The sequence below is a fragment of the Blautia wexlerae DSM 19850 genome (genome assembly GCF_025148125.1).
In the GTDB taxonomy this organism is placed as follows: domain Bacteria; phylum Bacillota; class Clostridia; order Lachnospirales; family Lachnospiraceae; genus Blautia_A; species Blautia_A wexlerae.
In genome coordinates, this window is the sequence record NZ_CP102267.1 from 4,251,413 (window position 1) to 4,269,711 (window position 18,299).

An 18,299-nucleotide genomic window follows, 5' to 3' on the forward strand; every position below is an offset into this window, starting at 1 on the left:
TATAATGGGGCGGGAGGTGATTTTTTGACCCACTTACTTGTAGTTGACGATGAAGTTTCTATCTTGGAATTGATTAAGAACAGTTTGAGGAAAGATGGATATTTGATAACAGTCTGTCAAAATGCGGATGATGTAGACATCAAAAAGCTGCATTTCTATGACCTCATTCTTTTGGATGTGATGATGCCTGGCACAGACGGGTTTGAGTTTTGCAAACAGATCAGGAATATGGTAGACTGCCCGATTCTCTTTCTGACCGCAAAGACATTAGAGGAAGATATATTGTTTGGATTGGGCATCGGTGCGGATGATTATATTACGAAACCTTTTCGTATTCAGGAGCTTCGCGCCCGTGTCGCGGCACATTTACGCAGAGAAAAAAGGGAGCATCACAGCACACTTTCATTTGAGCCTGATATAAGATTTGACCTTTCCGCAAAAGTACTGTATGTTTCAGAACAGCCGGTTCCCCTTACCAAAAGCGAGTATTCAATCTGTGAATACCTTGCGAAAAACCGGGGACAGGTTTTTGCAAAAGAACAAATCTATGAAGCCGTTTTCGGGTTTGATGGAATAGGCGATAACTCTACGATCTCAACGCATATAAAAAATATTCGTGCGAAATTGGAGCATTTCAAAATAAGTCCGATCAGCACCGTATGGGGGATAGGATATAAATGGGAGTGAAAAAGAAACCTACATTGAAAATATTGTTTCGCCAGTTTGCTATCTCCCTCATTGTCATGCTGGTAGCGGCAATTATTGTCCCTTCTGGTTTGGAGGGACTTGCTGTAAATGCTGGATTAGCTACAAGAGCAAATCTAAGTGAATTGCAGGTAAAAGAGATCATTCCAACGCTGACGATTGCCCCGGATATTACAAAGGTTGTGATTCCACAGGGATGCGACTACTTAATTCTGGACAAGAACTTTAATGAGCTTTACAGCAATATGGACGATGATGAAAAAGAAATTGCCCTGCTGTACGCAAAGGGAGAATATATTGAATATGCTACGGGGAGGCAGTTTGCACTTGTTGTCCGGGAAAACGAATTTTGCGTTTTAAGGTATTATATTGGTTCTCAATTTACAGTGTCATGGCTACCGGAATATTTTCCATCTCCTGACACGCTTGCGTTTATCCTGATGGCTGTAAATTCGCTGCTGGTCATTATCATACTGACCGCCAGATTTGCTAAGAACCTGCGTACACAACTGACCCCGCTTTTTGAAGCAACTGCGGAGGTTTCAAAGCAAAACCTTGATTTTGAAGTAGGACACGCCAAAATCAAAGAGTTTGAAGATGTCCTTGCATCTTTTTCAGATATGAAAGATAATCTGAAAATTTCGTTAGAACGGCAATGGAAAACCGAACAGACACAGAAAGAGCAAATCGCCGCACTTGCCCATGATTTGAAAACGCCTCTGACGGTTATTCAAGGAAATGCTGATTTACTCACAGAAACAAATCTTGATGATGAGCAACGATTATACGCTGGTTACGTCGTGGAAAGCTCCGGCCAGATGCAGTCATATATTCAAACCCTGATTGATATATCACGGGCGGCGGTTGGTTATCAGCTCCATATTGAAAGTATAGACTTGCCAGCGTTCATGCAGCACTTGTTCGGTTATATGGAATCACTATGCCGGACAAAAGAAATCCGGCTGCAAATGAATACTGTTTCACTCCCTCAAATGCTGAAATTTGATAGGGTGCTGATAGAACGTGCTATTATGAATGTTATCAGTAATGGGCTGGACTACTCCCCGCAAGGCGGAACGCTTTATGTGGATGTTCAGAGTAACAACGGTTTCGTGGAAATTTCAGTCACAGACGAGGGAACGGGGTTTTCTAAAGAGGCATTATGCCACGCACAGGAACGGTTCTATATGGGCGATCAAAGCCGCAATTCAAAGTTACACTTTGGTATGGGTCTATATATTACAAATTCGATTATGGAACAACATAATGGTCAGCTTATTTTAGAAAATTCAAAAGAAACCGGCGGCGCAAAGGTTACTATGAAACTTCCTTGCTGATTTTCCGATAGTGTAATGGACGTCTTTTATGTCCGTCCATTTTTCAAATCTTTATGGAATCTTCAAAAATTCCTCTTATCATGTATCTAAAGAAAAAACATCTGCCCAGCGGCAGAAAAGAAAAAAACCGTTGCTGGGCAGACCCATTTTCACGCTTAATTTATATTCACTGTCAAGACTGAAAAACACATACTGGATGCAAATGCCTTTTCACTTGGGAGTATATTAGGTCTCTGCAGATTGCTGTCTACCATTGCCCGAACAGCTGTATCCTGATCCATATTTCTGATAATAACCGGAACCTCTTTAAGACCGGCAAGTTGTGCCGCATGTCTCCTTCTGTGACCGGCGATGATTTCATATTCACCATCACCCAGTGGTCGTACCAGTAAAGCTGTAAGGATTCCCTCTTCTTTGACACTTTCCACCAGTTCCGTCATTGCCTCATCATCATTTACTTGAAATGGATGGTTCTCGAAAGAATGTAAATGCTCAAGTGCAACCTGTTGGATATCGTTCGTTTCTTCTCCTCCACCAAGTAATTCATCATAAGATGTCAGTTTTATCTTCGATGCACTTCTACCTTTCATCCAAAAGCACCTCCTGTGTCATCTGCCAATATGCAGCCGCTACTTTTCCTTTTTGCTTTCAACTCCTTGTTGTACTCTCGCATCAAATTGTAGGCATACGCTTTAGAAACACCAAGAATTGCACACACATCATCCACATCCATATACATTTTTTCCTGCACTATACTCATAATATCATTGAAAAAGGGTATAAAAAAACAGTCTGCCCTGACGGAAAATATTTCCATCAAAACAAACTGTTCTTCATATTCACACTAATTATATTTTCTGAGCATAGTTACTTTTGCGAAAATCTCAGATAACTCCGGAAAGAAAACAAAGAAAAAAAAGATTTTTTAACTCCATTTGCACTCCACCGGAACATCCAGACAGCCCGCAAAACCTTTATTTATGGGCTTTTTCGCAATTTAGTCCGCTACTCAAACTCCAGACAGACAGTATGCCATATAAGTGAAAATCGTTGATTTTAAGGCATTTTCAGGAACTATCAACCACTAAAATCTATACGCAAAAAAATAAAAAATGCAATAAAAATGCAATCGAAGTACATTCAGATTTTATAAGATAGACCAGCAAACCTCAATATCTTTCCTTTATAGACGTTCAGAAATGAGCGTCTATTTTTCTCGACTATTAAAAGACCGATTAACATTGATATAAACCTTAACTGTGTATATCTTTCAAAGATTGTATTTATTAGGCAAATTCTTCTTTATTTTATAATAGTTATATCCTATACTATATCTTACAGCCCATTATGCAAAGGAGAAAAACTAATGGAAAATCTTTATGCACTTATTGACAAAATTTTGCCCATGCTTTCTACAATCTTAGGTGCCTATATAACTTACTATGTCACTGTATCCAGCAAAAAAAACGAAGCAAAAGTAAATGCTCAAATAAGAGCACGGGATGAATATTGGATACCTTGCTCCATAGCAATAGAAAATCTTCAAAACAAAGTATCTGAACTGAGTAAAAATGAGAATACTCTTGTTTCCTTTACAGGAGAAAAAAGCTGTGAATCAGAAACTACAGAACTTTTAAAATATTTACAAGCTAATAATAGAATTTACTTTTATGAAAGAACTCGAAATATTTTAAAACTACTAGAAGATACCATAAATAATTATGAAAATCAGATAAATAGTGATATTTCCGCCATAATTGATATTTTTTGCAAGCAATATTCTTCCATGATTGAAAGCTTTCCAATGTATAAAATCAACAACTGTATTGACTGTGCTATTACTACTAAAAAATCTTTATTTGAAGAAATAAAAACAGTTTTATTAACACATCGCCAGATAATCTGGTACGGTCAAATTGCACATATTGTTTTTTTTATGGGTGACCCACCTTATAGTAGTTCCTTTACAAGTGATATGTCTTATTCGTCTGAGAAAGATATTTTTGATATATGGTGTGAAATAAATGAATATGGAAATTCTAAAGATAGTTTCGGCTTATCACCTGAACAAGAAATTGGTTTAGAAGTTATTAATTTTGAGTATGAACACCTTGCAAATATCTGCGACATATTAAATCATGAAATTGAAACAAAAGATTACCAATCTCTATATGTCAGAATTTTCGAAATATTATCTTTATTGCAAGAAGAAATTTTAAAGAATATTGACGAAGCAACTATTTTATAAACTTTTTGATAGACGTTCAAAACTGAGCGTCTATTTTTTTTATCCCAAAACCAGAAAGGACGTGATACCACGAAGAAATCACCACCGCCGGAGCGTTCCCCTTCGCTTCCAAACCATAACCCGAAGCCAACCATTAAACACAACATTCAGAAAGGACAGGTACATCTATATGGAATTAAAATTTGTTATCCCCAACATGGAAAAGACATTTGGCAACTTGGAGTTTGCCGGAGAAGACAAAACAGAACAAAGAAGAATCAACGGACGCATGACGGTACTCTCTCGCAGCTTCAATCTTTATTCAGACGTACAGAGGGCGGATGATATTGTGGTTATCCTCCCTGCTGAAGCCGGAGAGAAACATTTTGACTTTGAGGAACGTGTAAAGCTCGTCAATCCCCGTATCACCGCAGAGGGCTATAAAATCGGCACAAGGGGCTTTACCAACTACATTTTGCACGCTGACGATATGGTAAAAGCGTAAGGAAAAGGAGGACATCAGACTATGAGATTAGCAAACGGAATCGTGATTGACAAGGAAACAACATTTGGGGCATTGAAATTTTCTGCCCTCCGCCGTGAGGTTCACCTCCAGAATGAAGACGGCTCGGTATCAGAAGAAATCAAGGAGCGTACCTATGACTTAAAATCCAGAGGACAGGGGCGTATGATTCAGGTTTCCATCCCTGCCAGCGTGCCGTTAAAGGAGTTCGATTATAACGCAGAGGTGGAACTTATCAATCCTGTGGCAGATACTGTGGCAACGGCTACCTTTCAAGGGGCAGAGGTGGACTGGTACATCAAGGCGGATGATATTGTCCTGAAAAAAGGGGCTGCCATGCATCCACAGCCGCCGAAGAAAGACGCTCCCCCTGTAAAATAACAGGAACATAAAAAAGCGAAAGGAGGATTGTTCCCATGAAGCAGCTTTTCCCCCGTGGAAAACGTATCCATCCCACGGATAAAGACCTTGTATTCCATACTGCCCTTGCCGCCCTGTTCCCTGTCTTCCTGCTGGTTTTCCTGCTGTTTCATATCCGACAGATTGCCGGAACCAACTGGCAGGAAGTGTCCCTCTCCCAGATAGTACAGGATGTAAATATCCCTTACCTGTTATTCAGCATGGGCGTGGCAGGGCTGGTGTGCCTTACAGCCGTTCTTCTGTTCTGGCGATACCGCAGGGATGAAGTAAAGCAGCTCATCCACCGCCAAAAGCTGGCAAGGATGGTGTTGGAAAACAAGTGGTATGAATCAGAGCAGAGAAAGGAGGACGCTTTTTTCAAGGACTTGTCTTCCAGCCGTTCCAAAGAAACCATCACTTACTTTCCCAAAATCTACTACCGGATGAAACAGGGCTTGCTCCATATCCGTGTGGAAATCACCTTGGGGAAATATCAGGAGCAGCTCTTAAACTTGGAGAAAAAGCTGGAAAGTGGCTTGTACTGTGAGCTGACGGATAAGGAATTAAAGGATTCTTATGTGGAGTACACCCTGCTTTATGATACCATTGCCAACCGTATTTCCATTGAGGACGTACAGGCAAAGGAGGGCAGGCTCCGGCTCATGGAAAATGTCTGGTGGGAGTATGACAAGCTCCCCCATATGCTCATTGCCGGAGGAACCGGCGGCGGAAAGACCTACTTCATCCTGACGCTTATTGAAGCCCTGCTCCGCACCAACACCACCCTGTTCGTGTTAGACCCAAAGAACGCCGACCTTGCGGATTTACAGGCGGTTATGCCGGATGTGTACTACAAAAAGGAAGATATGCTCGCCTGCATTGACCGTTTCTATGAAGAAATGATGAAACGCAGCGAAGACATGAAGCTCATGAAAAATTATCGGACAGGGGAAAACTACGCTTACTTGGGACTTCCGGCAAATTTCCTTATCTTTGATGAATATGTGGCATTTATGGAAATGCTCGGCACAAAGGAAAATGCCGCTGTCCTTAACAAATTAAAACAAATCGTTATGCTTGGGCGGCAGGCAGGCTTCTTCCTGATTCTCGCCTGCCAGCGTCCGGACGCAAAGTATCTGGGGGACGGAATCCGTGACCAGTTCAATTTCCGTGTGGCTCTGGGGCGGATGTCGGAAATGGGCTATGGGATGATGTTCGGGGAAACCACAAAGGACTTCTTCCTAAAGCAGATAAAAGGGCGTGGCTATGTGGATGTGGGAACCAGCGTTATCTCGGAGTTTTACACGCCCCTTGTGCCAAAAGGACACGATTTCCTCAAAGAAATAAAAAAGCTCATAAACAGCAGGCAGGAAGTGCAGGCGGCGTGCGAAGCGAAAGCCGCAGAAACGGACTGACCTGCTGTGGCTGGTGTGCCGCAAGGCACGCCAGCATAAACCCCTCGTATCTAACAGAGGGGTACAAATCGACAGGCAACAACCAAACAACAGGGCAGAATCCCACGGTACACAAGGGATTTTCCCCATATCCGGCGTGTGTCAACAAGGCTCTGAAAGTTGACATACGCTTTTTTAGACAGGAGGGATTTTCACTGAATGAAGAAACATGGGTACGGGACATCAAAGAAAAACGGGAAATTTATGGTATCTCACAACAGAAACTTGCCCTAGCTGCCGGAATCACACGTCCGTACCTGAGCGACATTGAAACGGGCAAGGCTCACCCATCCGAAGCATTACAGGAAGCCATCACGGAAGCTCTGGAACGCTTCAACCCAGACGCTCCCCTTGAAATGCTCTTTGACTATGTGCGGATTCGCTTTCCCACTACGGATGTGAAGCATATCGTGGAAGACGTGCTTCGGCTAAAGCTCCCCTACTTTATCCATGAAGACTACGGCTTCTACTCTTACACAGAGCATTACTATCTGGGGGATATTTTCGTTCTGGTATCGCCGGAACTGGAAAAAGGGGTACTGCTGGAACTGAAAGGGCGTGGCTGCCGCCAGTTTGAAAGCTATCTGCTGGCACAGGAACGGAGCTGGTATGAGTTTTTCATGGATGTTCTCATGGAGGACGGCGTGATGAAGCGGCTTGACCTCGCCATCAATGACAAAACGGGAATCCTGAACATTCCCCATCTGACAGAGAAGTGCCGGAATGAGGAATGTATCTCGGTCTTCCGCAGCTTCAAAAGCTACCGCAGCGGCGAACTGGTACGGCGTGGGGAAAAAGAATGTATGGGGAACACCCTGTATATCGGCTCCCTCCAAAGTGAGGTGTACTTCTGCATTTACGAAAAGGACTATGAGCAGTACAAAAAACATGATATTCCCATTGCGGACGCAGAGGTAAAGAACCGCTTTGAAATCCGGCTGAAAAATGAGCGTGCCTTTTACGCCATCCGTGACCTGTTAGAACATGACAATCCAGAACGGACAGCCTTTCAAATCATCAACCGCTATGTCCGGTTCGTGGACAGGGACGATACGAAACCCCGTTCTGACTGGCGTATCAATGAGGAATGGGCGTGGTTTATGGGGGAACACAGGGGAAGCCTGAAACTGACAACGAAACCGGAACCCTATTCCTTTGAACGCACCCTGCACTGGCTCTCCCATCAGGTAGCCCCCACATTAAAGCTGGCTCTCCGTCTGGATAAGATGAACCACACCCAGATTGTCCATGACATCATCACCCATGCAAAGCTGACGGAGAAGCACGAAAAAATCCTGAAGCAGCAAGCCGCCGCTGCAAAGGAGGTGGTGCTTTAACGGCGGCAATCTTGGAACCTAAGAAATCTTACAGGAAAGAAAGGAGCTTTTATGAATTTCGGACAGAATCTTTACAACTGGTTTTTATCCAACGCCCAGTCCCTTGTGCTGCTGGCAATCGTGGTGATTGGACTGTACCTCGGATTTAAGAGGGAATTTTCCAAACTTATCGGTTTTCTGGTGGTGTCCCTTGTAGCGGTCGGTCTGGTCTTCAATGCGGACGGTGTAAAGGACATCTTACTGGAACTGTTCAATAAGATTATCGGAGCATAGGGAATCCATTTTACACTTCCGTTATGGAGCAAGCTCTGATTGCTTCATGGCGGAAGTCCACTAGGGGCTTGGGGAGCGTAACTCCCCAAAAGAAAGAAGATGTAATATGATAGTGTATGATAATTGAGATAAACTAAGAATGGTGGTATAATTTCTTTAATAGTAATTGAAAGTGGAGGAAATGTATGAAAGATTTTATTGATTTTTTGAAATTACCGCCGAACATTTTAGGAGCTTTATCTATTGCCAGTGGTACATTATTATTATTGCCTCAAAAGTTAGCCCAAAAGTTTTATATTATAAATTTTCGAGAAAAATATGGTTTTACAATAGGCATTGTTTTTGTGATTTCCACAGCTTTACTAATCGTTTTATTACTATCTAAAATTTTTCATTTCTTTTATGACAAGTATGCTTCTAAGAGATTAGGAACTGCTCAGATTAAATATTTGAAAAATATGACACCAGAACAGGTGACAATCATTCGGGAGTTTTTACGTGAACCAACTCACACCCTGCCATTACCCATGAACAATGGATTAGTAATAGAACTTCAACATTTACAAATATTAACCCCTGCCGGACAAACTCATTTAGTAAGTATGTTAGACCCACAAATCAATTATTTTTTACAACCTTGGGTAATTAAAAAAATCAATAGTGATGAAGAATTAAAGCGAATATTTTATTAGAAAAATGGCAACTGACAAACAAAGTTAGTTGCCATTTTTTGTTCTAAGAAAGGACGTGATACTGATTGAGGAAATGAGAATCTACATCCTGAACACCACACGGTTTTACCATGAAGATTTTGAGGAATATCCTGGAGCATGGTTTTCCTGCCCTGTGGATTTTGAAGAAATCAGGGAACGTCTTGGGGTTCAGAGTGAGGAAGAAATCGAAATTGAAGACTATGAGCTGCCCTTTCCATTGGAAGGCAACACAAGGCTCTGGGAAATCAACCCCTTTGCCGGATGGTACAGGAAATGCAGGGAACGCCCCTCTATTATGAAATGGATGTGGTACAAAAGCGGTGGTTTCCCAGCTTTACGGAATTTATCGACCACAAAGACCAGATACGCTGCTATCCGGTGCAGGACGGGGAATCCCTCGCCCGTTATCTGGTGCAGGAGGTACAGCTATTTGGAGAAGTACATCCAGACCTGTTGAACCATATCGACTACGCTGCCATTGGTCGGGAACTGGAAACCAGCGAAAACTACCTGTTTACGGACAATGGTATCTTTTATTACCGCTAAAAGGAGGTGGAAGAACTTGGAGGAAATGCGGATTTACATTGCCAACTTAGGAAAATACAATGAGGGCGAACTGGTCGGGGCATGGTTCACGCCGCCTGTGGACTTTGAGGAAGTCAAGGAACGTATCGGTTTGAATGATGAATATGAGGAATACGCCATCCATGATTATGAGCTGCCTTTTGAGATTGACGAATATACCCCCATTGAGGAAGTCAACCGCCTGTGTGAAATGGTGGAGGACTTACCAGAGTACATTCAGGAGGAACTATCAGAGCTGCAATCCTACTTTGGCAGTATCGAAGAACTCTGTGAGCATGAAGACGATATTATCTGCCATTCCGGCTGTGACGATATGGCGGATGTGGCTCGCTACTATCTGGAAGAAAGCGGACAGCTTGGAGAACTTCCGGCACACTTACAAAGCTATATCGACTATGCAGCCTATGGGCGTGACATGGAATTGGAGGGAACCTTTGTTGTCACGAACCACGGCGTATATGAAATCTTACGGTAGACCCGTCTGTATCTCCTTTGGGAAATGCAGGCGGATTTTTTATTCAGGGGCGGCTTTTGCTGCCCCATCTTTTAGAAAGGACAGACAACATGAAGAAAATACGAAGCTATACCAGTATCTGGTCGGTGGAAAAGGTACTCTATTCCATCAATGATTTTAAGCTGCCATTCCCCATCACATTCACACAGATGGCGTGGTTCGTGGTGTCGGTGTTTGCAGTTATGCTCTTGGGGAACCTCCCTCCCCTTTCGTTCATTGACGGGGCATTTTTGAAATACTTCGGCGTACCCTTTGCCCTCACTTGGTTCATGTGCCAGAAGACCTTTGACGGGAAAAAGCCTTATGGCTTCCTGAAATCCGTACTGGCATATCTGGTACGCCCGAAACTGACCTATGCAGGAAAGCCCGTGAAGCTGGAAAAGGAATATCCGGCACAGTCCATCACGGCAGTAAGGAGTGATATTTATGGCATATCCGATTAAATATATCGAAAATAACCTTGTGTTCAACCATGACGGGGAGTGCTTCGCTTACTATGAGCTGCTTCCCTACAACTATTCCTTTTTAAGCCCCGAACAGAAATATCAGGTACACGATTCCTTCCGGCAGCTTATCGCCCAAAACAGGGACGGGAAGATTCACGCCCTGCAAATCAGCACCGAATCCAGCATACGGGCGGCACAGGAACGCTCCAAACAGGAAGTGACAGGTAAGCTAAAGGATGTTGCCTGTGCAAAGATTGACGCACAGACCGAAGCCCTGATTTCCATGATAGGGGAAAATCAGGTGGACTACCGCTTTTTTATCGGCTTTAAGCTGCTTGTCAATGAGCAGGAAGTCACCATGAAACAGTTCCGCAGGGAAGCAAAGACCGCTGTTTCCGACTTCCTCCACGAAGTCAACCACAAGCTCATGGGGGATTTTGTTTCCATGAGCAATGAAGAAATCTGGCGGTTTCAGAAGATGGAAAAACTGCTGGAAAATAAAATCTCACGCCGCTTCAAAGTCCGGCGGCTTGATAAAGACGATTTTGGCTACCTGATTGAGCATTTATACGGGCAGACCGGAACCGCCTACGAAGATTATGAGTATTACCTGCCGAAGAAGCGATTTCAAGAGGAAACGCTGGTGAAATACTATGACCTCATCAAACCCACCCGTTGTCTGATAGAGGAAAACCAACGGTATCTGAAAATTGAACAGGAAGACGGAACAGTATATGCCGCCTACTTTACCATCAACAGCATTGTGGGGGAACTGGACTTCCCATCCTCGGAAATCTTTTACTATCAGCAGCAGCAATTCACCTTTCCCATTGATACCTCTATGAATGTGGAGATTGTGACAAACCGGAAAGCCCTCTCCACGGTGCGGAACAAGAAAAAAGAGCTGAAAGATTTGGACAACCACGCATGGCAGAATGACAGCGAAACCAGTACAAACGTGGTGGATGCTTTAGACAGCGTGAATGAGCTGGAATCCACCTTAGACCAGAGCAAGGAATCCATGTATAAGCTGTCCTATGTGGTTCGTGTGACGGCTCCCGACTTGGAAGAACTGAAACGCCGCTGCAATGAGGTGAAAGATTTTTATGACGATTTGAACGTGAAACTGGTTCGCCCCTTTGGGGATATGCTGGGGCTGCATGGGGAATTTCTCCCTGCCAGCAAACGGTATCTGAACGATTACATCCAGTATGTCACCAGCGACTTCCTCGCTGGTCTTGGCTTCGGGGCAACCCAGATGTTAGGAGAAACGGAGGGTATTTATATCGGGTACAGCCTTGATACAGGAAGAAACGTGTACTTAAAGCCTGCCCTTGCCAGTCAGGGGGTAAAAGGCTCCGTCACCAACGCCCTTGCTGCCGCTTTTGTCGGCTCCCTCGGCGGTGGAAAATCATTCAGTAACAACATGATTGTCTATTATTCCGTATTGTTTGGGGCACAGGCACTCATTGTTGACCCGAAAGCGGAACGGGGACGCTGGAAAGAAACCCTGCCGGAAATCGCCCATGAAATCAATATCGTAAACCTGACTTCGGAGGAACAGAACAGGGGCTTACTTGACCCGTATGTGATTATGGAGAACCCAAAAGATTCTGAATCACTGGCAATCGACATCCTGACCTTTTTAACCGGCATTTCCAGCCGTGACGGGGAGAAATTCCCTGTTCTTCGGAAAGCCATCCGTGCGGTGACAAACAGTGAAGAACGGGGGCTTTTCAAAGTGATTGAGGAACTACGGGCGGAGGGAACCGCCATCAGCACCAGCATAGCCGACCATATCGAATCCTTTACAGACTATGACTTTGCACACCTGCTCTTTTCGGATGGGGACGTCACACAGTCCATCAGCCTTGAAAAGCAGCTCAACATCATTCAGGTGGCGGATTTGGTGCTGCCGGATAAGGAAACCTCGTTTGAAGAATACACCACAATGGAGCTGCTTTCCGTGGCAATGCTCATTGTAATCAGTACCTTTGCCCTCGACTTCATCCACACTGACCGCAGCGTGTTTAAGATTGTGGATTTGGATGAAGCATGGAGCTTCTTACAGGTGGCACAGGGCAAGACCCTCTCCATGAAGCTGGTTCGTGCCGGACGTGCTATGAACGCAGGCGTTTATTTTGTCACTCAGAACACGGACGATTTGCTGGATGAAAAACTGAAAAACAATCTGGGCTTGAAGTTTGCGTTCCGTTCCACGGACATCAACGAAATCAAAAAGACCCTCGCCTTTTTCGGAGTGGATTCCGAAGATGAAAACAACCAGAAGCGGCTCCGTGACTTGGAAAACGGACAGTGCCTCATCAGTGATTTGTACGGGCGTGTGGGCGTGATACAGTTCCATCCTATCTTTGAAGACCTGTTCCATGCCTTTGATACCAGACCGCCCGTAAGAAAAGAGGTGGAGGAATGAAGATAAGAAAGCCCATCCAGCAGGGGACAGCTCTTGTCCCTTGCCGGACAAAGGGACAAAACTCTTTTAAAAAAATCGGGAGTATAGCAGGAAAAGTGCTTCTGGCACTCCTGCTCATTCTCCTGCTGCTAACAGTCTTCGGCACAGCCGCCCACGCTGCCGGACTGGTGGATGATACGGTGGATGCTGCCAACGAATACAGCAAATATCCGCTGGACAACTACCAGCTTGATTTTTATGTAGACAGCGGATGGGACTGGCTCCCGTGGAACTGGCTGGACGGTATCGGAAAACAGGTGATGTACGGGCTGTATGCCATCACAAATTTTATCTGGACAATCAGCCTGTACCTTTCCAACGCCACGGGGTATCTGATTCAGGAAGCCTACTCGCTGGACTTCATTTCCTCTACGGCGGATTCCATTGGGAAAAATATGCAGACCCTTGCAGGCGTTACCACAGGCGGCTTATCCTCGGAGGGATTTTATATCGGGTTCCTGTTGATTCTCATTCTGGTGGTGGGGATTTACGTTGCCTACACAGGGCTTATCAAACGGGAAACCACAAAAGCCATCCATGCCGTTGTGAATTTCGTGGTGGTGTTCGTGCTGTCCGCTGCCTTTATCGCCTATGCTCCTGATTATATCGGGAAAATCAATGAATTTTCCGCAGACATCAGCAATGCCAGCCTGACCCTTGGCACAAAGATTGTGCTGCCAAACTCGGAAAGCCAGGGAAAAGACAGCGTGGATTTGATACGGGACAGCCTGTTTTCCATTCAGGTCAAACAGCCGTGGCTCCTGCTGCAATACGGCAACTCGGATGTGGAAAGTATTGGGGCTGACCGTGTGGAACACCTGCTCTCAACCAGTCCAGACGAAAACAACGGGCAGGACAGGGAAGAAATCGTGGTGGAGGAAATCGAAGACAGGGAAAATACCAACCTTACCATCACAAAGACCATCAACCGCTTGGGAACCGTCTTCTTCCTGTTCATGTTCAATATCGGTATCTCCGTTTTTGTATTCCTGCTCACGGGGATAATGATTTTTTCACAGGTGCTTTTTATCATCTACGCCATGTTCCTGCCTGTGAGCTTCCTCCTTAGCATGGTTCCCTCTTTTGAGGGGATGTCAAAACGTGCCATTACAAAGCTGTTCAATACCATCCTTACCAGAGCCGGAATCACCCTGATTATCACAGTAGCGTTCAGCATTTCCACCATGCTCTACAACCTGTCTGGGGAATACCCGTTCTTCCTGACGGCGTTCTTGCAGATAGTGACCTTTGCCGGAATTTATTTCAAGCTGGGGGATTTGATGGGGATGTTCTCCTTACAGAGTGGGGATTCCCAAAGCATGGGGAGCCGTATCATGCGAAGACCCCGTATGCTCATGCACGCCCATATGCACCGTTTACAGCATAAGTTAGGACGTTCTGTGGCAGCTCTTGGGGCTGGAACGGCTGCCTACCATGCAGGAAAACAGGCTGGCTCAGACCAGAGAACTGCTTCCAGCTCCGGCTCTTCCAAACGGACGCAGGCAGACCACAGCAGACCAGACGGACAGGCAGCACCGGAAAAGGAATCCGTATGGAAACGGGCTGGCTCTGCGGTAGGTACGGTGGCAGATACCAAAGATAAGATAAGTGATACTGCCGGACAGCTTCGGGAGCAGGCAAAGGATTTGCCCGTCAATGCAAAGTACGCCCTTTACCACGGGAAAACACAGGTATCAGAGGGAGTACGGGATTTTACTTCCAGCGTGACCCAGACCCGAACTGCCAGAGCGGAACAACGAAATGCACAGGCAGAAAGCCGCAGACAGACGATTGCAGAACGCAGGGCAGAACTGGAACAGGCAAAACAACCGCAACAGAGAGCTTCCGAAACATCCAAAGGGGCGGCTCCTGTCCATGAACGCCCTGTTACTGCAAAGCAGCCAGAAAATTTCCGACATCATGCAGATACCGCTCATACAGGAAAACCAGCCATGCAGCCAGTTTCCCCATCCATCAGGGAATGGGGACAGGTTTCTTATGAGGGGGCTGTGGCAGAACGGGCTTCGGTTCCGGTGGTAAAATCAGCTTCCATCCACCGTGAACAGACACCGCCTGTAAGGACAGAACGACAGATAGTCCCTCCGGCTTTCCCAGACAAACCAGAGGAAAGACAAAAGACGGCTCCAACTGTCACACCGACTGCTCCCCGTCCGGCAAGACCTGTCCAGAACGACACGGCTCCTGTGATACTGGAAAGAAAACGGATTACCCCTGCGGTAAAAGAATCAAACTTTACCATCCGGCGTACCACCGCCAGAAAGGAGTGGACAAAAACGGTAACAGCGGCTGCCAAACAGAAGAAAGGGGAGAAACCATGAAGTTAAGACACCTTTTCTTTGCCTGTTCCGGCGTGTTCGTGATGATGTTCTCCCTGCTCCTTTTGGTGGTGATTGTCTTCTCGGATGAGGAAGACGGAGGAAGCGGCGGAAACCTTATCTATGGGGGCGTGAGCGTATCACAGGAAGTCCTCGCCCATAAGCCTATGCTGGAAAAGTATGCAAGGGAATATGGCATAGAGGAATACTTAAATGTGCTGCTCGCCATCATTCAGGTGGAATCCGGCGGCACACTGGAAGACGTTATGCAGTCCTCGGAATCTCTGGGGCTTCCCCCGAACTCTCTTAGCACAGAGGAATCCATCAAACAAGGCTGCAAGTATTTCTCGGAACTGCTCGCAGCGGCAGAAACAAAGGGCTGTGATTTAAATAGTGTGATTCAGTCTTACAACTACGGCGGTGGTTTCCTAGACTATGTAGCAGGGCACGGAAAAAAATACACCTTTGAACTGGCAGAGAGCTTCGCAAGGGACAAATCCGGCGGAAAGAAAGTCACCTACACCAACCCTGTTGCCGTAGAGAAAAACGGGGGCTGGCGGTATTCCTACGGAAATATGTTCTATGTCCTCTTGGTATCGCAGTACCTGACCGTGGCACAGTTTGATGATGAAACGGTACAGGCTATCATGGAGGAAGCCTTAAAGTATGAGGGCTGGACGTATGTGTACGGGGGCGATTCCCCCTCCACTTCCTTTGACTGTTCGGGACTGGTGCAGTGGTGCTATGGCAAGGCAGGAATCGCCCTGCCACGGACAGCACAGGAACAGTACAATGTGACGCAGCACATCCCCCTGTCCGAAGCAAAAGCAGGGGATTTGGTCTTTTTCCATTCCACCTACAATGCCGGAACCTATATCACCCATGTGGGGCTGTATGTGGGAAATAACCGGATGTACCATGCCGGAAATCCCATTGGTTACGCAGACCTGACAGGCTCCTACTGGCAACAGCACCTTGCCGGAGCCGGACGAATCAAACAATAAGAAAGGATGAACCGATATGATTCAGATTAGAAAAGAGGAAAACCAGAAAAAGCAGAAAGAAAAGAAGCTGAAAGTCTACAAAGTCAATACCCACAAGAAAACCGTGATTGCCCTGTGGGTGCTGCTGGCAGTGAGCTTCCTGTTTGCCGTCTATAAGAATTTCACGGCGATAGACATTCACACTGTCCATGAAACGAAAGTGATTGAGGAACAAATCCTCGACACCCACAAGATAGAAAACTTTGTGGAGAATTTCGCAGAAATCTACTATTCATGGGAACAGTCCGCCGCTTCCATTGACAACCGGACAAATGCTTTAAAAGGGTATCTCACCGGAGAGCTACAAGCCCTGAATGTAGATACCGTCCGAAAAGACATCCCCGTATCATCTGCCCTGACTGACTTCCAGATATGGGAAATCACAGAAGAAAAGGAGCAGCATTATCAAGTGACCTACACGGTGGAACAGCGTATCACAGAGGGAGAATCCAGTAAAACTGTCCGTTCCGCCTATCAGGTGACGGTCTATGTGGACAGCTCTGGAAACCTGACAATTATCCAGAACCCAACCATTACCAGCGTTCCCGTAAAATCCGGCTATACGCCGAAAGCGGTACAAAGTGACGGTACAGTGGATTCCATCACTACGGAAGAAATCAACGAATTTCTCACTACCTTTTTCAAGCTGTACCCTACGGCAACCGCAAAGGAGCTGACCTATTATGTGAATGAGGGCGTACTGAAACCTGTGGGGAAAGAATACATTTTCTCGGAACTGGTGAATCCAGTTTACAATCGAAACGGAAATCAGGTGACAGCTTCCCTTGCAGTGAAATATCTGGATAACCAGACCATGACAACACAGGTATCGCAGTTTGACCTTGTGCTGGAAAAGAACGGGGAAAACTGGAAGATTGTGAAATAGTTATAGAAAAACGTGCATTTCTCATTTGAGATTTGCACGTTTCTCTTATAAAGTATCTCTTTTTAAAATTTATCATTAAATTTTATATCTAATTTTGGATTATTCGCATAACCACTATACTTTCAAGCATTTTGGAGTATAGAAAACCATTCATTTTACCACTAATTTACCACGATTGAATGAGCCTTGATATGACTATAAAATAACACCCAAAAGACATCATTACACCTAAATGGTGTCTTTTTAAAAAGCAGTCAATCCTAAGACTAACTGCTTTGTGTGTATGGATATGGAATTGCTTCTAATCTTGAATAGGTATCCAAATTTCAATAACTGAATTATCTCTATTCCAATGGAAACGGTAATCATATTTTTCAAAGTGCAGGATAATATTTTTTATAGGGGTATATGGTGTATTAGGAATAATTTCCTGATAAATTTTTCTATAAGTTTCATATATTTTCCCCATAGCACCAATATGCTCCACGACCAAATATTTATATGACGGTATTTCTTTATACAGAAAGTTGTCTGGAAGAATAGTTCTCTTTGGTATAGAACAGAAATAATAAAGTTTTCCATTTCTTCGTTCCATAAAAGCATATTTTACCCAATTTCCCGATTGTGAAAGATATGATTTCTTCAAACTACTGTTAAATTTTCTCCAAAACTGTGTACTAATCTGAATATTCTTTTTTTGATAATTAGTCAGTTCTACTTCCTGCCCAATAACTGCAAATGCATTTAATTCCTTTATAGAAAAATTCATCATTTTACTTTGTGAGCAGTGATAACGGTATAACTGTACGCATTTACCGTTATAATACAATTATCAATCGTTATATACCAGTTTTTCCCTTTTCTTATGATTTTCGCATTAGAAAGACTGATTTTTTCTTTACACCATTCAATCACGTTTTCTACATTCAAAGATAAGTTCTTTTTAATTCGAATAACGCCAAGTTCAGTTGTCTGAAGTCTATCCAAGTTTTCCAATAATTCATTTGCCATATTTTGAAACCTCATTTTTCAACAGATTTATTTGTAT

Annotated in this window: 20 protein-coding genes; 16 read left to right on the forward strand and 4 right to left on the reverse strand. The window is 44.5% G+C overall.

The annotated features are described in order from the left end of the window. Positions 1–24: 24 nt before the first annotated feature. On the forward strand, positions 25–687 hold the full coding sequence (locus NQ550_RS19685; protein WP_025580196.1) for a response regulator transcription factor: 663 nt from the start codon (positions 25–27) through the stop codon (positions 685–687). After that, complete coding sequence (locus NQ550_RS19690; protein ID WP_025580197.1) at positions 678–2,042, forward strand: sensor histidine kinase; 1,365 nt, start codon at positions 678–680, stop codon at positions 2,040–2,042. Before NQ550_RS19685 ends, NQ550_RS19690 begins: the two co-directional genes overlap by 10 nt. Before the next feature lie 155 nt (positions 2,043–2,197). Here the strand turns inward: NQ550_RS19690 and NQ550_RS19695 are convergent, their stop codons facing one another. Both NQ550_RS19695 and NQ550_RS19700 read right to left on the reverse strand, forming a co-directional pair. Continuing rightward, positions 2,198–2,632 carry a ParB/RepB/Spo0J family partition protein gene (locus NQ550_RS19695; RefSeq protein WP_025580199.1) on the reverse strand — a complete coding sequence of 145 codons (435 nt, stop codon included), beginning with the start codon at positions 2,630–2,632 and terminating at the stop codon, positions 2,198–2,200. After that, positions 2,629–2,802 carry a helix-turn-helix domain-containing protein gene (locus NQ550_RS19700; RefSeq protein WP_025580201.1) on the reverse strand — a complete coding sequence of 58 codons (174 nt, stop codon included), beginning with the start codon at positions 2,800–2,802 and terminating at the stop codon, positions 2,629–2,631. Before NQ550_RS19700 ends, NQ550_RS19695 begins: the two co-directional genes overlap by 4 nt. Positions 2,803–3,408: 606 nt before the next feature. Here NQ550_RS19700 and NQ550_RS19705 point away from each other — a divergent pair. The 14 genes from NQ550_RS19705 to NQ550_RS19770 all read left to right on the forward strand — a co-directional run bounded on the left by NQ550_RS19705 (position 3,409) and on the right by NQ550_RS19770 (position 17,251). Beyond that, a complete protein-coding gene (locus NQ550_RS19705; protein WP_025580203.1) occupies positions 3,409–4,290 on the forward strand; it encodes a hypothetical protein in 882 nt (293 codons plus the stop codon). 169 nt (positions 4,291–4,459) lie between these two features. Next, the gene (locus NQ550_RS19710) at positions 4,460–4,774 is read left to right on the forward strand and encodes a YdcP family protein (RefSeq protein WP_025580204.1); all 315 of its coding nucleotides are present in this window, start codon (positions 4,460–4,462) and stop codon (positions 4,772–4,774) included. 21 nt (positions 4,775–4,795) lie between these two features. Continuing rightward, positions 4,796–5,173: a YdcP family protein gene (locus NQ550_RS19715; RefSeq protein ID WP_025580206.1), complete on the forward strand. Its 378-nt coding sequence runs from the start codon at positions 4,796–4,798 to the stop codon at positions 5,171–5,173. Between the two features lie 35 nt (positions 5,174–5,208). After that, positions 5,209–6,606 (forward strand): FtsK/SpoIIIE domain-containing protein, encoded by a 1,398-nt coding sequence (locus NQ550_RS19720; RefSeq protein WP_025580207.1) that lies wholly within the window; start codon positions 5,209–5,211, stop codon positions 6,604–6,606. Positions 6,607–6,758: 152 nt separating this feature from the next. Further along, positions 6,759–7,982 (forward strand): MobT family relaxase, encoded by a 1,224-nt coding sequence (mobT, locus tag NQ550_RS19725; protein ID WP_025580209.1) that lies wholly within the window; start codon positions 6,759–6,761, stop codon positions 7,980–7,982. 51 nt (positions 7,983–8,033) lie between these two features. After that, entirely contained in the window at positions 8,034–8,255 is a 222-nt protein-coding gene (locus tag NQ550_RS19730) for a hypothetical protein (RefSeq protein WP_002570387.1), read from the forward strand. A gap of 185 nt (positions 8,256–8,440) precedes the next feature. Beyond that, positions 8,441–8,947, forward strand: coding sequence for a superinfection exclusion B family protein (locus tag NQ550_RS19735; RefSeq protein WP_011861920.1), 507 nt, complete (start codon positions 8,441–8,443; stop codon positions 8,945–8,947). A gap of 282 nt (positions 8,948–9,229) precedes the next feature. Beyond that, on the forward strand, positions 9,230–9,514 hold the full coding sequence (locus tag NQ550_RS23105; RefSeq protein WP_231300508.1) for an antirestriction protein ArdA: 285 nt from the start codon (positions 9,230–9,232) through the stop codon (positions 9,512–9,514). A gap of 25 nt (positions 9,515–9,539) precedes the next feature. Continuing rightward, positions 9,540–10,028 (forward strand): antirestriction protein ArdA, encoded by a 489-nt coding sequence (locus tag NQ550_RS19745; protein WP_029677135.1) that lies wholly within the window; start codon positions 9,540–9,542, stop codon positions 10,026–10,028. Positions 10,029–10,117: 89 nt separating this feature from the next. Further along, entirely contained in the window at positions 10,118–10,510 is a 393-nt protein-coding gene (locus NQ550_RS19750; RefSeq protein ID WP_025580214.1) for a conjugal transfer protein, read from the forward strand. Beyond that, positions 10,494–12,947 carry a conjugal transfer ATPase TcpF gene (gene tcpF, locus NQ550_RS19755; protein WP_011861918.1) on the forward strand — a complete coding sequence of 818 codons (2,454 nt, stop codon included), beginning with the start codon at positions 10,494–10,496 and terminating at the stop codon, positions 12,945–12,947. The genes NQ550_RS19750 and tcpF overlap by 17 nt, the downstream gene beginning before the upstream one ends. Continuing rightward, on the forward strand, positions 12,944–15,325 hold the full coding sequence (locus NQ550_RS22685) for a CD3337/EF1877 family mobilome membrane protein (RefSeq protein ID WP_011861917.1): 2,382 nt from the start codon (positions 12,944–12,946) through the stop codon (positions 15,323–15,325). The genes tcpF and NQ550_RS22685 overlap by 4 nt, the downstream gene beginning before the upstream one ends. Then, a complete protein-coding gene (locus tag NQ550_RS19765) occupies positions 15,322–16,326 on the forward strand; it encodes a bifunctional lytic transglycosylase/C40 family peptidase (protein WP_011861916.1) in 1,005 nt (334 codons plus the stop codon). Before NQ550_RS22685 ends, NQ550_RS19765 begins: the two co-directional genes overlap by 4 nt. Positions 16,327–16,342: 16 nt before the next feature. Beyond that, the gene (locus NQ550_RS19770) at positions 16,343–17,251 is read left to right on the forward strand and encodes a conjugal transfer protein (RefSeq protein WP_011861915.1); all 909 of its coding nucleotides are present in this window, start codon (positions 16,343–16,345) and stop codon (positions 17,249–17,251) included. Positions 17,252–17,552: 301 nt separating this feature from the next. Here the strand turns inward: NQ550_RS19770 and NQ550_RS19775 are convergent, their stop codons facing one another. Further along, positions 17,553–18,023: a GyrI-like domain-containing protein gene (locus tag NQ550_RS19775; protein ID WP_011861914.1), complete on the reverse strand. Its 471-nt coding sequence runs from the start codon at positions 18,021–18,023 to the stop codon at positions 17,553–17,555. Next, positions 18,020–18,262 (reverse strand): DUF3781 domain-containing protein, encoded by a 243-nt coding sequence (locus NQ550_RS19780; protein WP_011861913.1) that lies wholly within the window; start codon positions 18,260–18,262, stop codon positions 18,020–18,022. Before NQ550_RS19780 ends, NQ550_RS19775 begins: the two co-directional genes overlap by 4 nt. Positions 18,263–18,299 lie beyond the last annotated feature (37 nt).